Source organism: Rhodococcus sp. 14-2470-1a, from assembly GCF_002259425.1.
Taxonomy (GTDB): Bacteria; Actinomycetota; Actinomycetes; order Mycobacteriales; family Mycobacteriaceae; genus Rhodococcoides; species Rhodococcoides fascians_E.
In genome coordinates this window covers 170,971-185,709 of the sequence record NZ_NPFZ01000014.1, presented here as the reverse complement: position 1 = coordinate 185,709, position 14,739 = coordinate 170,971, and the positions used below count along the sequence as shown (strand labels likewise).

Annotated in this window: 15 protein-coding genes; 7 read left to right on the top strand and 8 right to left on the bottom strand. The window is 65.4% G+C overall.

Annotated features, from left to right (window positions below; translation table 11 throughout):
- Window positions 1-11 precede the first annotated feature (11 nt).
- Window positions 12-2,183: an AAA family ATPase gene (locus CH292_RS07175; protein ID WP_019666628.1), complete on the top strand. Its 2,172-nt coding sequence runs from the start codon at window positions 12-14 to the stop codon at window positions 2,181-2,183.
- 4 nt (window positions 2,184-2,187) lie between these two features.
- On the opposite strand, the gene CH292_RS07170 is transcribed toward CH292_RS07175, so the two are convergent.
- The 5 genes from CH292_RS07170 to CH292_RS07150 all read right to left on the bottom strand — a co-directional run bounded on the left by CH292_RS07170 (window position 2,188) and on the right by CH292_RS07150 (window position 4,684).
- Window positions 2,188-2,940 carry an isocitrate lyase/phosphoenolpyruvate mutase family protein gene (locus CH292_RS07170; protein ID WP_019666629.1) on the bottom strand — a complete coding sequence of 251 codons (753 nt, stop codon included), beginning with the start codon at window positions 2,938-2,940 and terminating at the stop codon, window positions 2,188-2,190.
- Between the two features lie 61 nt (window positions 2,941-3,001).
- Window positions 3,002-3,355, bottom strand: coding sequence for an NUDIX domain-containing protein (locus CH292_RS07165; RefSeq protein WP_033188689.1), 354 nt, complete (start codon window positions 3,353-3,355; stop codon window positions 3,002-3,004).
- A 38-nt stretch (window positions 3,356-3,393) separates the two neighbouring features.
- On the bottom strand, window positions 3,394-3,804 hold the full coding sequence (locus CH292_RS07160) for a VOC family protein (RefSeq protein WP_037143589.1): 411 nt from the start codon (window positions 3,802-3,804) through the stop codon (window positions 3,394-3,396).
- Between the two features lie 5 nt (window positions 3,805-3,809).
- The gene (locus CH292_RS07155) at window positions 3,810-4,286 is read right to left on the bottom strand and encodes an SRPBCC family protein (RefSeq protein WP_020112586.1); all 477 of its coding nucleotides are present in this window, start codon (window positions 4,284-4,286) and stop codon (window positions 3,810-3,812) included.
- Between the two features lie 68 nt (window positions 4,287-4,354).
- Complete coding sequence (locus CH292_RS07150) at window positions 4,355-4,684, bottom strand: helix-turn-helix transcriptional regulator (protein ID WP_094627715.1); 330 nt, start codon at window positions 4,682-4,684, stop codon at window positions 4,355-4,357.
- Between the two features lie 255 nt (window positions 4,685-4,939).
- On the opposite strand from CH292_RS07150, the gene CH292_RS07145 reads away from it, so the two are divergent.
- The 6 genes from CH292_RS07145 to mnhG are packed head-to-tail and all read left to right on the top strand — an operon-like array spanning window position 4,940 to window position 11,297.
- Complete coding sequence (locus CH292_RS07145; RefSeq protein WP_179277931.1) at window positions 4,940-7,783, top strand: Na+/H+ antiporter subunit A; 2,844 nt, start codon at window positions 4,940-4,942, stop codon at window positions 7,781-7,783.
- A complete protein-coding gene (locus CH292_RS07140; protein WP_019666635.1) occupies window positions 7,780-8,412 on the top strand; it encodes a Na(+)/H(+) antiporter subunit C in 633 nt (210 codons plus the stop codon). The genes CH292_RS07145 and CH292_RS07140 overlap by 4 nt, the downstream gene beginning before the upstream one ends.
- On the top strand, window positions 8,409-10,049 hold the full coding sequence (locus CH292_RS07135; RefSeq protein WP_019666636.1) for a Na+/H+ antiporter subunit D: 1,641 nt from the start codon (window positions 8,409-8,411) through the stop codon (window positions 10,047-10,049). Before CH292_RS07140 ends, CH292_RS07135 begins: the two co-directional genes overlap by 4 nt.
- Before the next feature lie 5 nt (window positions 10,050-10,054).
- Window positions 10,055-10,702: a Na+/H+ antiporter subunit E gene (locus tag CH292_RS07130; RefSeq protein ID WP_230594354.1), complete on the top strand. Its 648-nt coding sequence runs from the start codon at window positions 10,055-10,057 to the stop codon at window positions 10,700-10,702.
- On the top strand, window positions 10,699-10,956 hold the full coding sequence (locus CH292_RS07125) for a monovalent cation/H+ antiporter complex subunit F (RefSeq protein ID WP_019666638.1): 258 nt from the start codon (window positions 10,699-10,701) through the stop codon (window positions 10,954-10,956). The genes CH292_RS07130 and CH292_RS07125 overlap by 4 nt, the downstream gene beginning before the upstream one ends.
- Window positions 10,953-11,297, top strand: a complete 345-nt coding sequence (gene mnhG, locus CH292_RS07120; RefSeq protein WP_019666639.1) for a monovalent cation/H(+) antiporter subunit G — start codon at window positions 10,953-10,955, stop codon at window positions 11,295-11,297. Before CH292_RS07125 ends, mnhG begins: the two co-directional genes overlap by 4 nt.
- Here mnhG and CH292_RS07115 read toward each other — a convergent pair.
- Genes CH292_RS07115 through CH292_RS07105 form a run of 3 tightly spaced genes read right to left on the bottom strand, consistent with a single transcriptional unit; the run spans window position 11,260 to window position 14,638 of the window.
- Window positions 11,260-12,579, bottom strand: a complete 1,320-nt coding sequence (locus CH292_RS07115; protein WP_094654403.1) for a phosphatase PAP2 family protein — start codon at window positions 12,577-12,579, stop codon at window positions 11,260-11,262. The two genes, mnhG and CH292_RS07115, sit on opposite strands and share 38 nt — an antisense overlap.
- A 55-nt stretch (window positions 12,580-12,634) precedes the next feature.
- Window positions 12,635-13,927, bottom strand: coding sequence for a glutamate--cysteine ligase (locus CH292_RS07110; RefSeq protein ID WP_256977970.1), 1,293 nt, complete (start codon window positions 13,925-13,927; stop codon window positions 12,635-12,637).
- A 15-nt stretch (window positions 13,928-13,942) separates the two neighbouring features.
- Entirely contained in the window at window positions 13,943-14,638 is a 696-nt protein-coding gene (locus CH292_RS07105) for a superoxide dismutase family protein (RefSeq protein WP_179275278.1), read from the bottom strand.
- Between the last annotated feature and the right edge of the window lie 101 nt (window positions 14,639-14,739).

Genomic DNA, 14,739 nt, shown 5'->3' with positions numbered 1-14,739 from the left:
GAGACGTCACGGTGACCGCACCGGAGTTGGTGCTGACCGCGCGGCTCAACACGTCGGCTGCGGATGCGCGCCGAGGAGTCGTCCGGCTGCACCCGGAGGTGTTGGCGGCCCTCGGCATTCGCGAGTGGGACGCTGTTGCACTGATCGGCGCGCGCCGGACCTCGGCTGTGGTGGGCACAGCACCCGACGGCACCCCGCAGGGCACAGCACTGCTCGACGACGTCACGCTGTCCAACGCGGGCATCAAGGAGGACGGCTCCATCGCCGTCGCTCCCGTCACCGTGTACGGGGCCAGGACGGTGACGCTGTCCGGTTCGACGCTGGCCGTCGGATCCATTCCCGACGCGACGCTGCGCAAGGCCCTTCTCGGGAAGGTTCTGACTGCGGGCGACACCGTCTCGCTGCTGCCACGGGATCTCGGTCCCGGTACCAGCACGAGCGCCGCGACCCAGGCATTGTCACGTTCGTTCGGGGTTGCGTGGACCAGCGAGCTGTTGACGGTCTCGGCCACCGATCCGAGCGGAGGTCCGGTCAGCGTGCAACCCAACTCGGCCGTCAGCTGGGGCACCGGAGCGCGAACACCTGTGTCGGACAGGAACGAACAGCCACCCGCCGCAGCCGAGCCCGCGCCGGTCGAGGTCAAGGAGCTGGTCGGGGTGGCCGCTCAGCAGTCGAAGTTGACCGAGTGGCTTCGGTTGGCCCTCGACGAATCGGAACTGCTGGCCACGTTGGGTGCGTCGCCGCATCTGGGAGTCCTGATCACCGGTCCGGCGGGAGTCGGAAAGTCGACGCTCGCACGTGCGGTTCTCGCCGGCCGGCCGGTCGTCGAACTGGACGGTCCGTCGATCGGGGCACTGGAAGCCTCCGCGCGCGTCGACGCCGTGGCGTCCGCGTTCGAGCGGTTGCGCGCCGGCGGGGTTCTGCTCGTCACCGACATCGACGCGTTGCTGCCGGCGACTGCGGAACCGGTGTCCACTCTGGTGCTCGAGAAACTGAAACGGGGTGTCGACACGCCCGGAATTGCCTTGGTGGCCACCACCGCTCACCCCGAGGCGACCGACGCACGCCTGAGGTCGCAGGACCTGTGCGATCGAGAACTGACGCTCTCGCTTCCCGACGGCGCAGGCCGAACCGCACTACTGGAACATCTACTGCGCGCCTCCCCCACCGAGGGTCTGATCCTGGGTGACATCGCTCTGCGCACACCGGGATTCGTCGTCGCAGATCTGGCGGCGCTGGTGCGCGAGGCAGCTCTGCGTGCAGCATCGCGAGCCAGCGCCGACAAGGCGGATCCGAAGATCCTGCAGAGCGATCTGCTCGGCGCCCTCGACGTCATCCGCCCACTGTCTCGTTCGGGTTCCGAAGAACTGGCGATCGGCAGCATCACGCTGGACGACGTCGGCGACATGGTGGAAACCAAGCAAGCCCTCACCGAAGCCGTACTGTGGCCCCTTCGGCATCCGGACTCGTTCTCGCGGCTGGGAATCGAACCTCCCCGCGGGGTTCTCCTCTACGGGCCTCCGGGATGCGGAAAGACGTTCCTGGTTCGCGCTCTCGCCAGTTCCGGCCAGCTGAGCGTGCACGCTGTCAAGGGTGCCGAGCTGATGGACAAGTGGGTCGGATCCTCGGAAAAGGCGGTGCGAGAGCTGTTTCAGCGCGCCCGCGACTCGGCGCCGTCGTTGATTTTTCTCGACGAGGTAGACGCGCTCGCACCCCGACGCGGACAATCGTCGGACTCCGGCGTCGGAGATCGCGTCGTCGCGGCACTGCTCACCGAACTCGACGGCGTCGAACCTCTGCGTGACGTCGTCGTACTCGGCGCAACCAACCGACCGGATCTGATCGACCCGGCGCTGCTGCGACCGGGCCGACTGGAGCGTCTCGTGTTCGTGCCGCCCCCGGATGCCGACGCGCGCAAGGACATTCTGCGTGCCACCGGCAAAGCAGTCCCCCTCGCCGACGACGTCGATCTCGATGCCCTCGCCGAGGATCTGGACGGATACTCGGCGGCGGACTGCGCGGCACTCCTGCGCGAGGCCGCTCTGACGGCCATGCGCCGGTCGATGGATGCGGCCGACGTCACCGCAGCAGACGTGGCGACCGCACGCGCGACGGTGCGCCCCTCGCTCGATCCCGAGCAAGTGGCGCACCTCGAGGCCTACGGCTCGCGCACTTCGCCGTGAGTGCCTAGTTCCAGCGCGCGAGGATCTTGCTTGCCTCTCCGGCCAGCGCACCCTGGAAGAGCGGTCCGAAGCTGATCCGGCCGACTCCGAGCGAGGCGAAGTGCTTCAGATCGCCGTCCGCGGGGTTGGCGATGGCATTGATGGGCAGCGGAAGCTCCTCGGCCAGACGCTTGTAGTCCGCGTCGTTGTGGAAGCCGACAGGGTAGAGCGAGTCGGCGCCGGCGTCGGCGGCGAGCTTCAACCGGGCGATCGCGCGGTCGACGCGGTCGTTCTCGTCACCGATTTGCTTGACGAACAGGTCGGTTCGGGCGTTGAGGACGACGTGAACGTCGGTGGCGTCCGATGCTGCACGCAGCGCGCCCACGAAGTCGGCGTGCTCCTGAGCTTCACGCAGACGTCCACCTTCGCTGTGCACCGTGTCCTCCACGTTGAGGCCGACGGCGCCCGCGGAGACGAGGCCCTCGATGAGGCGCTTGGGGTCCTCGCCGTATCCGGACTCGATGTCGACGGACAGCGGGACGTCGACGGCGGAGGTGATCTGGGAGATGCGTGTGAGCAGCTCGTCGAAGGTGATGCCCTCGTTGTCGGGCTTACCGATGGAGTCGGACACCGGGTGGCTTCCGACGGTGAGTGCTGTGAATCCAGCCGAGACCGCGAGGTTGGCCGACCATGCGTCCCACACCGTCGGCAGCACGACGGGGTTTCCGGGCTGGTGGAGTTCGAGGAGGGTTGTTGCCTTCTGGGACAAGCTCGTCATGGAGACTCCTAATGCGTCGAGGCGGGAGAACGTGCGTTCTCCTACCGACAACGTACCCGCATCAGTCGATCAAATCGAGCGCTTGCATCCGGTCGAACACCATGAGCGACCCCGGAGCGACATCCGGCATCGACGCGTACTCGTCGCGAGTGAAGAAGCGAATTTCCGCGATCTCGCTGGTCGGCGTCGGTTCCGACGCCAATCCCGCGATGAAGCAATGGATCTCGAGCTCGGTTCCCGCGGGATGCCCCCACGCCTCGCACTCGAACACATCCAGCAGCCGAGCGTCGACCACCGCCGCGTCGAGCTCCTCGCGAATCTCACGGTGCAGCGCCTCGAGAGGCGTCTCGCCCGGATCGATCTTGCCTCCCGCCATGTAGAACGCCGACTTCCCCACCGAACGAGCCTGAATCATTCGTCGACCCCGGACGAACGCCAGCCCAGCAGTCCTGATCACTGGTTCCGCGGGATCAGCGGCTTGTCCGCCCGCACCTTCAACTGCTGCACCGCCCAGGTGTTGCCGTCGGGATCGGCGAACCCGAAGAAGGTGCCCCCGTCCCTGTCGTCGAACACGGTGATCTCACCGGCCTCGACACCGCGGGACAGCAACTCCTCACGGGCGGCGTGCGCGTCGGACACGACGAGTTGCAGCCCCTTCAACGAACCCGGTTCCATCTCACGCTGCGACGCCAGCGACCCGACGACGATCGAGCATCCCGACCCTCGCGGCGTCAGCTGCGCAATGTGCATGTGCTCGTTGCGGGTGTCGTGGTCGAGATCGAACCCGACCTTGTCCCGGTAGAACTCGATCGACCGATCGAGGTCCGACACGGGTACGACGACCACTTCCAAAGTCCAGTCCACGACGGTCAGCTCCTTCCGAGGATCGCGTCGAGACGCTCGTACCCCTCGGAGACGCCTCTCTCCATTCCGCTCTGTGCCATTCCGTCGCGCGATTCGACGGACGGATAGGCCGACGCGATCTCGAGCCGAGTCCGACCGTCACCGAGGTCGACGAAGGTCAACGCCTCCAGGCTGACGACGTCGGGGAAATCCTCGTACTCGAACGTCTGGATGGCGAACTCGTTCTCCCGCACCACATGGAAGACGCCGCGGAATGCGAATGTCGCTCCTTCGGGGTTGGTGTGCACGTATCGGTAACTGCCGCCGGTCACGAACTCGTAGCGCTCGATCGCCATGTCGTATCCGTTGGGCCCGAGCCACTGCTCGATCAGCTCGGGTTCCTTGTGCGCCCGGAACACCGCCTCGACAGGAGCGTCGAATTCCCGGGTGATGGTGATGAACGGCAGGCCGTCGGGGACGGTGATGGCAACTGGATTCGTCATGACTTCTCCTTCTCGAACGAACGGCGTTTCGACTCGCCTCTTGCCTAAATTCGTTCCGCAGGCCCCACTCACTCTGCGAGCAGCTTGTCGAGCTTGCGGAACTGCTGTTCGTGGATGATGCGGTACTTGTCGATCCACACGGTGAGCTGTTCGAGCCGGTCGGGATTCAGGTGGACCGGCCGACGCTGTGCGTCTCGGGTCCTCGTCACCAGGCCTGCATTCTCGAGGACCTGGATGTGCCTGGACACCGCTTGCTTGCTGATCTCGAACGGCTCGGCGAGATCGTTGACCGTCTGCGGGCCGCGGCTCAAGCGGGCGACGAGTGCTCGACGGACCGGGTCGGCGAGGGCCGTGAAGGCTTCGTCGAGTCGATCGTCGTCGGCGGTTCGAGCGCCCATTGTCAACCACTTCCTTTATCAACCAATCTGTTGATTACAGTACGACGCGAACGCCTCCGAGTCAACGAAAAGGTGCAAACAGTACCGAATGGCAGCGCCTCGACCACGCAAAGTAGGATGGAGTGAACTTATACTCGCCGGCCGAGCACACGGCTCGCGAGCATATTTTCCGTTTGTTCGCCTACTCGACGCCGCCCCACGACCACCGCGTGATCCGCGCCAGGATCACGCGACCCGAGACGACGGAGTACGTTTTTGCTCGCTATTTTGCTCGCGCACACGGTTGCGGCCGTGTTCGCGCCCTTGTTGGTCCGCTGGTGGGGCCGTAACGCATTCTTTCCGCTTGCACTGGTGCCACTCGTCAGCCTGGTGTGGGTGTTCGCCAATTGGAACACCGAACAGTCTCTGAACATCGAGTGGGTCCCCGGCCTGTCGATGGACCTGGACATGCGGTTCGATTCACTGGCCGCGATCATGTCGCTGCTCGTGCTCGGTATCGGCGCGCTGATCCTCGTCTACTGCGCCCGGTACTTCGAGGACGACGAACCACGACTCGGCATCTTCGCCGCCGAGATGGTCGCGTTCGCCGGCGCCATGTTCGGACTCATCACCGCCGACAACATGTTGGTGCTCTACATCTTCTGGGAGATAACGACAGTTCTGTCGTTCCTGCTCGTCGGGCATTACGCCGAGCGCGCATCCTCGAGGCGCGCCGCCACCCAGGCGCTGTTGGTCACCACCGCGGGCGGTCTCGCGATGCTCGTCGGAATCATCGTCCTCGCTCAGGTGGCCGGCAGTTACAACCTGTCCGACGTGGTCGCCGACGCCCCGTCGGGATGGCTTGCCGGCGTTGCCATCGTGCTGATCCTCATCGGTGCGCTGTCGAAGTCCGCCATCGTGCCACTGCATTTCTGGCTGCCGGGCGCCATGGCCGCACCGACACCCGTCAGTGGGTATCTGCACGCGGCGGCGATGGTGAAAGCGGGCATCTACCTCGTCGCTCGCCTCGCCCCGGGATTCGCCGATTCCGGCCCCTGGCGCGCGACGGTGATCACCCTCGGTCTGTTGTCGATGATCCTGGCGGGATGGCGTGCGCTGCGCGCATTCGATCTCAAGCTGATCCTCGCGTTCGGCACGGTCAGTCAGCTCGGCTTCCTGATGGTGCTGGTGGGCATCGGTTCCGAGAAGGCGATGCTCGCCGGTCTCACCATGGTCATCGCCCATGCGATGTTCAAGGCCGCACTGTTCATGGTGGTCGGCATCATCGACCACACGACGCACACTCGCGACATCCGCAAGCTCGCGCACCTGGGCAAGAAGGCACCGCTGTTGGGCGCCGTCGCCGCACTTGCCGCGGCCAGCATGGCGGGGCTGCCCCCGTTCCTCGGGTTCGTCGGCAAGGAAACCGCACTGTCGGCGGTCATCGACACTCCGACGCTCAACCCTGCCGTCGCCTGGATCGTCGTGGCGGGCATGGTCGTCGGGTCCATCCTGACCGTCACCTACAGCATCAGGTTCGTGTGGGGAGCGTTCGGGCGCAAGCAACTCAAGCGACCGAGCCCCGCGGTGAAGAACATGCACGAGCCCACGGCGCTCTTCCTCGCAGCACCGGCCTTCCTCGCTCTTCTGGGTGCAGCCGCAGGAATCTTCTCGCCCGTCGTCGACGCCATCGTCAGTCCGTACGCGGCCACCGTCGATTCCTACGGGCAGGCTCCGTACCACCTCGCCCTGTGGCACGGCGTCAACCTGCCGCTCGGGTTGACGGTCGTCGTCGTCACCGGCGGTGTCGGTCTGTTCATCGCGCACCGCATGGTCAACCGCCTCAAGTTCGAGCATCCGCCGCTCGGCAACGCGGACCGGGTCTACGACGCGGTGCTCAAGTCGATGGACACCATCTCGCTCCGTCTGACCGGCACCACCCAGCGAGGATCGCTGCCTCTGACGCAGGGAACGATCCTGCTGACGCTGGTGCTGCTTCCGATGGCCGTGCTGGCGTTCGGACGCGAACCCGGACTGGATTTCGTCCTGTTCGACACTCCACTTCAGGTCATCGTCTCGCTCATCATGATCTCCGGGGCGCTCGGCGCGACGGTGATGCGCAACCGCCTCGCCAGCGTCATCCTCGTCGGCCTCACCGGCTACGGCTGCGGCGTCATCTTCGCGGTGCACGGTGCACCGGATCTGGCGTTGACCCAGTTCCTGGTGGAGACGTTGACTCTGGTCGTCTTCGTGCTCGTGCTGCGGAAACTGCCCGCCGAGGTCGACGACCGGGGCGCAGCCGGGTCGCGGTTGCCTCGCGCAGCCCTCGCGATCGCCGTCGGCGCGACGGTCACCGTCCTCGGAGCGTTCGCGATGAACGCGCGCAGCACCGACCCGATCTCCCTGCAACTTCCCGACGCCGCCTACCTGCTGGGCGACGGCAAGAACATCGTCAACGTTCTCCTGGTGGACATTCGTGCGTGGGACACGCTCGGTGAGATCTCGGTGCTGCTCGTCGCGGCCACCGGCGTCGCATCGCTGGTGTTCCGCAACCGACGCTTCGGCAGCGCACCCCGCGTCTCGGATGCGCCGGCAACCGATTCCGACAGCCCCTCCGGCACCGACACGACGTGGTTGCTGGGCGGAGACCTGATCGATCCTCGGCATCGGTCGTTGATCCTCGAGGTCACGACTCGCCTGATCTTCCCGACGATCATGGTGCTGTCGGTGTACTTCTTCTTCTCCGGACACAATGCGCCGGGCGGCGGATTCGCCGGTGGACTGACCGCGGGTCTCGCGCTGGTACTGAGGTACCTCGCAGGCGGCCGATACGAACTCGGCGAAGCCGTTCCGATCGACGCAGGCAAGATCCTCGGCCTCGGCCTGATACTCGCGTCGGGCACCGCGATCGCGTCGATGTTCCTCGGCGCCCCGGCGTTGTCGTCGGCGACCCTCGAGGTGACCCTGCCGATACTCGGTGACATCAAGTTGGTCACCGCATTGTTCTTCGATCTCGGTGTCTACCTCATCGTGGTCGGTCTCGTACTCGACGTCCTCCGAAGCCTCGGTGCACGTCTCGACGCACAGGTGGAGATGCAGAGCCAGGTGAAGGCCCGATGACCGCGAACCTCGGCATGCTGATAGTCGTCGGCATCCTCGTCGCGACGGGGGTGTACCTGCTTCTGGAACGCTCGATCACGAAGATGCTGCTCGGACTCCTGTTGTTCGGCAACGGAATCAACATCCTGCTGCTGACCGTCGGTGGCCCGACGGGCAATCCCCCGATAGTCGGCCGAACGACGTCGATCCACGAGACCATGGCGGATCCGTTGGCGCAGGCCATGATTCTGACCGCCATCGTCATCACGATGGGTATCGCGGCGTTCGTGCTGGCACTCGCGTACCGCTCGTTCACGCTCAACACCAAGGACGACGTCGAGAACGACCCGGAGGACACCAAGGTCTCCAAGCGCCGATCCATGGCCGACATGCCGGACCGCGACCGGTCCGACGACCCGGTCACCGGTGAGCCGAGTTTCAGTGGTGACGCCTTCGACAGCCAGGGCAACCCGATTCCGATCGAGGAACTCAAGAACATCGAGGACCTCGAGTGCTACGAAGACTTGCACGAGGGTGACTTCGACGACGACGACGAACCGGACTTGAAGGGCCTCGACGGCATCGACAGCGCAGTGAAGGACACATCCAAACCCAGCGCCAAGAAGCGCAAGAAGGGAGGCTCCGAATGAGCATCCCCGCAAGCACCATCAGCGCTCTCACCCCGCTACCGGTCCTGATCCCCTTGTTCGCCGCAGCGTTGACACTCGTGGCGGGCAGGAGGCCACGGGCCCAACGCGTCATCACGATGGTCTCGCTGACGGCCATCGTCGTCGTGTCGGCATTCCTGCTGTACCTTGCCGACCGCGACGGAACGTTCGCGCTGCAGGTCGGTGGTTGGGACTCCCCGATCGGCATCTCACTGGTCGTCGACCGCCTCTCCGCACTGATGCTGCTGGTCAGCGCGATCGTGCTGCTGGCGGTCATGGTGTATTCCATCGGTCAGGGCATTCGCGACGGCAACGAGAACCAGCCCGTCTCGATCTTCCTTCCGACGTATCTGGCGTTGAGCGCAGGCGTGTGCAACGCGTTCCTCGCCGGCGACCTGTTCAATCTGTTCGTCGGATTCGAGGTTCTGCTCGCCGCGTCGTTCGTGCTGCTCACTCTCGGAGCCAGCGCCGACCGCGTGCGTGCAGGCGTCTCGTACGTCATGGTGTCGATGGTCTCGTCGCTGATCTTCCTGTTCGGCATCGCGCTGGTCTACGCCGCGACCGGCACGCTGAATCTGGCGCACATCGCCACCCGCCTGGACGACGTACCGTCGGGCACCAGGACGGCGATCTTCGCGGTCCTGCTCGTCGCCTTCGGCATCAAGGCTGCGGTGTTCCCGCTGTCCACGTGGCTTCCGGACTCCTACCCCACCGCCCCGGCCCCCGTCACCGCGGTGTTCGCCGGTTTGCTCACCAAGGTCGGTGTGTACGCGATCATCCGTGCACACACGCTGCTGTTCCCCGACGGAGGTCTGGACAACGTCCTGCTCGTGTGCGGTCTGCTCACGATGCTCGTCGGTATCTTCGGTTCCATCGCACAGAGCGACATCAAACGACTGCTGTCGTTCACTCTCGTCAGCCACATCGGGTACATGGTGTTCGGCGTCGCACTGTCCACGCAGTCCGGACTGTCGGGAGCGATCTACTACGTGGCGCACCACATCATCGTGCAGACGACGCTGTTCCTGGTCGTCGGACTCATCGAGCGTCAGGCCGGGTCGTCCTCGCTGCGACGTCTCGGCGGCCTGGCCGCCGCGAGCCCCGTGTTGGCGATCATCTTCCTCGTGCCCGCGTTGAATCTCGGTGGTATCCCGCCGTTCTCGGGCTTCATCGGAAAGGTGGCGCTGTTGCAGGCCGGTAGCGCCGAGGGCAGCGTCCTCGCGTGGATCCTCGTCGCCGGCGGCACCATCACCAGCTTGCTGACGCTGTACGTGATGGCCCGCGTGTGGACGAAGGCGTTCTGGCGTGCTCGCGCCGACGCTCCCGAGGGAGACCTCGCGGACAACAGCCCGTCCGCCCTGCTCGACGATTCCAGCGACATCCAACTCGCGGACCGCGAGGACGTCGGCCGTATGCCCGCGTTCATGCTCATCCCGACGGTAGGGCTCGTCGCAGTCGGATTGGCGCTGACGGTCTTCGCGGGCCGCATCATCGACATCAGCGACCGCGCCGCCGCCGACCTTCGTGATCGCTCGGTCTACATCGACGCCGTACGTGGCGCCGAGTTCCTCGGAGACAAATCCATGGACCAGGTCGCCGGAGAAGAGGCTGGACGATGAAATATCTGAACCGCTTCGTCCTGCTGCGCCTGTGGATTCTCGGCTGGCTCACCGCCGTGTGGGTGTTGTTGTGGGGCAACGTCAGTGCCGCCAACGTCCTGGGCGGAATCGTCGTCGGCCTCGGGATCATGATCCTGCTTCCGTTGCCGAAGGTGCCTGTCGAAGGTCGAATTCACCTGTGGTCCTTGCTGAAGCTGACCTTCTGGTTCTTCTACTACGCCGCCGAGTCGTCAGTGAACGTCGCCTGGCTTGCGGTCCGCCCCAAGGCTCCGCCGGTCACCGGTGTTCTCCGCTGCCGCATCGCCATCAAGTCCGATCTGGTTCTCACGTTGTTCGTCGACGCCATGAATCTCGTTCCGGGAACCATGGTTCTGGAGATCGATCAGACCAGGCGCCTGCTCTACGTACACGTGCTGGACATGGGCAGCCAGAAGGCAGTCGATTCGTTCTACGCCTACGTACGTCACCTGGAGAAACTGTTCATCGCCGCGTTCGAGCGTGATTCCGACTGGAAGCCGAGCCCGCTTCACTTCCAGGAGTACGAGCGGTACCACGGAGTCCTGGGCGACGACATCGCGTCGGCACCGGGTACGGACGGCACTTTCCGGGACGACAAGAAGACCGACGACGAACGAAAGGGTGAGTGGAAGTGACCGTCGTACTTGCCGTTTCCGGCATCCTGCTCATCGCTGCAGCCGTCGTGACTGCCTACCGTCTGCTCGACGGGCCGAGCACACTCGACCGCCTCGTCGCCATGGACACCATCCTCGCGGTGTCGATGTGCGGGCTGGCGGTGTGGGCTGTCTACAGCGCCGACACCACCATCGTGCCCGCGATCGTTGCACTGTCGCTGGTGAGTTTCATCGGATCCGTCAGTGTCGCGAGGTTCAGGGTGAGGGACGAATGAACACGGTATTGGAAGTAATCTCGGGCATTCTGATTCTGCTGGGCGCGATCCTCGCGTTCACCGCGGCCGTCGGGATCGTGCGCTTCCCGGACACGCTGTCACGCATGCACGCCGCGACGAAGCCTCAGGTCGTCGGCCTGCTACTGGTGCTGGCCGGCGCCGTGATCCAACTGCGAGGCAACGTCGACATCTGGATGCTGGTGCTCGTCGGGGTGTTCACCCTGGTGACGGCTCCGGTCATCGCGCACACCGTCGGACGTGTCGCCTACCGCGAGCAGCGTGGTCGCGACGGACTGCTGATCGTCAACGAGATGGAGACGAACGAAGGGGACGATCGCTGACGGTGCTGTTCGCGAAGAACGTTGCGTAGAACATCCCGATCACCGATCCCATCGCGATCAGGATCAGCGGCCCGAACAGCTCCGGATACGTCCCCATGGGGACGGCGAGGTAGCGGTAACAGAGCAACAACCCCACCATCGTCGCGACGCCGAACGCGACCATCCGGATGCGGGCAGGATCTTTCAGCCCGCGCTCGGGGTCGCGCAGCACCGATTCGAGGGTCAGGCACAGTACGACGCCTGCGACCAGGTCGACACCGTAGTGATAGCCGAAGCCGAGCGTGGCGGCCAGGGTGCACACCAGCCACACCGTTCCACCCCATCGGAGCCACCACGGACCACGCCTCGAGTGGATGAACAAGCTGAGCGCCCAGGCGGTGTGCAGCGACGGCATGCAGTTACGGGGAGTCAGTTCGTCGAAACCGATGGCCGACGGCGATGCGTCGAACGGAACCAGCGTCGGCCAGTAGTTTCCGAGCTGGAACCCCTCGCCGGCCGAACCGAAAGCGAAGACCGGGCCGACGACGGGGAACAGCACGTAGAAGACGGGTCCGACGAGGCCGATGAGAAGAAATGTTCTGACCAGGTAGTGCGACGGCCACAGTCCGGTGCGCGAGACGCCACGGAGTTGGTAGATCGCGATGGCGATGGCGGCGACCGGGAGCTGGATGTAGACCCATTGCAGCACCGCGTAGACGATCGGGCCGAGCGCATCGAGCCAGCTTCCGACGATCCACGACGGGTTGCCGAGCGCGTGGTCGGCTAGTTGCGCGTACTCGTCCAGGACGTAGGGCCGGACGATGGTGGTGATCTGCAACCATGCGTCGCCGCCCTTGGTGGCGAGGATGAGCAGTCCGCCGAGGCACACTGCTCGGATGCCGCCGGCGTCGCGGCGCCAGATGGTGAACACGGCCAATCCGGCCAGTGCGATCACGGCTCCGTTGCCGACGACGAACGGGTGACCGGCTTCCAACCGAGCGAGCGCGCCCACGGCATCGATCAGTACGGCGATTCCGAGTGCCCACAGCCGAATCGGCATACGTACGCCGACGAGGGCCAACGCCAGACCGCCCCACGGCACGGCCATCGACTTGGGGGTACCGAAGAAGTCGTTCCAGATACTCGGAAGCGGGCCGGGGAAACCCTTCCAGAACGCGACGACCTGCAGCGATGCGAGGAAAATCAGAACGACGACAGCGCCGACACCGTAGACGCGTAGTGCGCCCGGCGCCGCTCTCTCGACGTGTGACGTTCGCTCTTCCCCCTGAAGCACGTCGTTCATAGTAAACGGAGCATGAACGAAGAATTACATCCAGAAGGTCACGATCGAAGGTCGATCACCGGCGCAGTTCGTCCACCAGCGACTGCACCACGGTGCGAAGGTTTCCGTCGGAATCTGCCGCGACCTTGCGTTGACGTTGATACGACGCGCCCCGCCGGGGAATGTCGGCGACCGACGCCAACTCGTCGGCGCATCCGAGGCGCACCGCGGTGGGCGCGAGTCGTTCGAGGAGATCGTCAAGGTCGTCGGTGACGAGGCGCTCGTTGCTGTCCGCGTCGAGGATGATCTCGGCGTCGAGCCCGTACCGGGCCGCACGCCACTTGTTTTCCTGAACGTGCCACGGGGGCATGCTCGGCAGTGTCTCGCCTGCTTCGAGACGCTGGTCGAGGTCGACGATCAGGCAATGCGTCAGTGCGACCAGCGCGGCGAGCTCACGCTTGGTGGACGCGCCGTCGCACACTCGCACCTCGATGGTTCCCCACTTCGGCGCCGGCCGGATGTCCCAGTGCATTCCGCCGAGCTGTTCGATGACGCCGGTCTTCATCTGGTCTCGAACGAAGCCTTCGAACTGACCCCAGTCCTCGAACTGAAACGGCAGGCCCGCCGTGGGGAGCTGCTGGAACATCAGCGCCCGGTTGCTGGCGTATCCGGTGTCGTTTCCGGACCAGATCGGCGACGACGCCGACAGTGCCAGCAGGTGCGGATACTGCAGCAGCAGCGAGTTGAGAATCGGAAACACCTTGTCCGGCGAGGACACGCCGACGTGGACGTGCACGCCCCAGATCAGCATCTGCCTCCCCCACCACTGCGTGCGAGCGATCAACTCGTCGTAGCTCGGGGTGCTGGTGAGTACCTGCGTCGACCATTCCGCGAAGGGATGCGTGCCGGCACTGAACAGGTCGATGTTCAGCGGGGCCGCAGCGCGCCTGACCAGATCGAGCGACTCGCCCAGGTCGTCCATCGCTTCACCGACGTTCTCGCACACTCCGGTGACGAGCTCGACGGTGTTGCGCAGCAGCTCCTTCGTCACGCGCGGAGTCTCCGCGCCCGCCAGCTCGGTCACGCCGTCCATGACGTCGGCGGCCGAGTTGACGAGATCCAGCGAATCCTTGTCCACCAGCGCGATCTCCCACTCCACGCCGAGGGTCGGGCGCGGGGAGGAATTGAACGCTATGGCAGGAGCGGAGCCTGCGGAGTGACCCGATGACGCAGGAGCGGAGCCTGCGGAGTGACCCGATGCCGCAGGAGCGGAGCCTGCGGAGTGACCCGATGCCGCAGGAGCGGAGCCTGCGGAGTGACCCGATGCCGCAGGAGCGGAGCCTGCGGAGTGGGTGGGGCGGCCCGGCATGTGTGCGGGAACCGCTTATTCCAGGACCGCGCAGGCGGCGCGGCCACCCGCGTCGCCGGTCATGAGGGTGTTCATGTCGGGAACGGCTGCACCGTCGGGCAGGGTGTAGCGCGGCGGGATGTTGGCGAAGTTGTCCGGGCCCTCGTGGATGATGACGGATCGTCCGCCGTCGGCGCGGAGGTCGTCGAGGGTGACGGCGTCGGTCGTGGTGACCAGCATGGCCGTTCCGTCCTCGCCGACCTGCAGCGATGTCAGGTCACCGCTGGAGGGGTGTTCGGTGCGGCCGTCGACCTGCAGGTGCCCGCCGGCGGACAGGAAGTTGCCGGGCTCGCCGCCTGCAGGTGCCACGGAGTTGGGCTCGCAGACGCCCGCGGTGTGGATGTGCAGACCGTGGAATCCGGGAGTGAGGCCTTCTGCTTCGACGGTGACGACGAGGTGGTCGCCCTCTTCGACGAACGAGACGGTGCCGACGGTGGTGCCTGCGGCGTTCTCGAACTCGGCTTCGACGGTGCCCTCAGGGCTGTCGGCGGCGACGCCGTGACCGGAGGGATCCTCGTGGCCGGTCCAGACGGGAGGCGTCGTGCCCGCTACGTCGGACGGGGTTTCCGGGGCCGTGCATGCGACCAGTCCGAATGCGGCGACAGCGACGACGGGAGTAGCGAAGCGCCACGACCTGATCGTCCGGGATCGGGCTGTGCTGGTCGATGCCATGGAAAATGCTCCTTCGTCGGACAGGCTGGGCGTTGCGTAGATCATAACTATCCCCGGTAGTAGTCCAGTCGGCAGTAGCCCGGTCGACACGTGGTCGGTCG

What these genes read in the sequence shown, in the direction of transcription:
- CH292_RS07165 (WP_033188689.1), bottom strand. Translation starts at nt 3,355, where the DNA reads ATGATTCAGGCTCGTTCGGTGGGGAAGTCGGCGTTCTACATGGCGGGA.
- mnhG (WP_019666639.1), top strand. Translation starts at nt 10,953, where the DNA reads ATGAACACGGTATTGGAAGTAATCTCGGGCATTCTGATTCTGCTGGGC.
- CH292_RS07140 (WP_019666635.1), top strand. Translation starts at nt 7,780, where the DNA reads ATGACCGCGAACCTCGGCATGCTGATAGTCGTCGGCATCCTCGTCGCG.
- CH292_RS07170 (WP_019666629.1), bottom strand. Translation starts at nt 2,940, where the DNA reads ATGACGAGCTTGTCCCAGAAGGCAACAACCCTCCTCGAACTCCACCAG.
- CH292_RS07110 (WP_256977970.1), bottom strand. Translation starts at nt 13,927, where the DNA reads ATGCCGGGCCGCCCCACCCACTCCGCAGGCTCCGCTCCTGCGGCATCG.
- CH292_RS07150 (WP_094627715.1), bottom strand. Translation starts at nt 4,684, where the DNA reads ATGGGCGCTCGAACCGCCGACGACGATCGACTCGACGAAGCCTTCACG.
- CH292_RS07155 (WP_020112586.1), bottom strand. Translation starts at nt 4,286, where the DNA reads ATGACGAATCCAGTTGCCATCACCGTCCCCGACGGCCTGCCGTTCATC.
- CH292_RS07105 (WP_179275278.1), bottom strand. Translation starts at nt 14,638, where the DNA reads ATGGCATCGACCAGCACAGCCCGATCCCGGACGATCAGGTCGTGGCGC.
- CH292_RS07115 (WP_094654403.1), bottom strand. Translation starts at nt 12,579, where the DNA reads ATGAACGACGTGCTTCAGGGGGAAGAGCGAACGTCACACGTCGAGAGA.
- CH292_RS07135 (WP_019666636.1), top strand. Translation starts at nt 8,409, where the DNA reads ATGAGCATCCCCGCAAGCACCATCAGCGCTCTCACCCCGCTACCGGTC.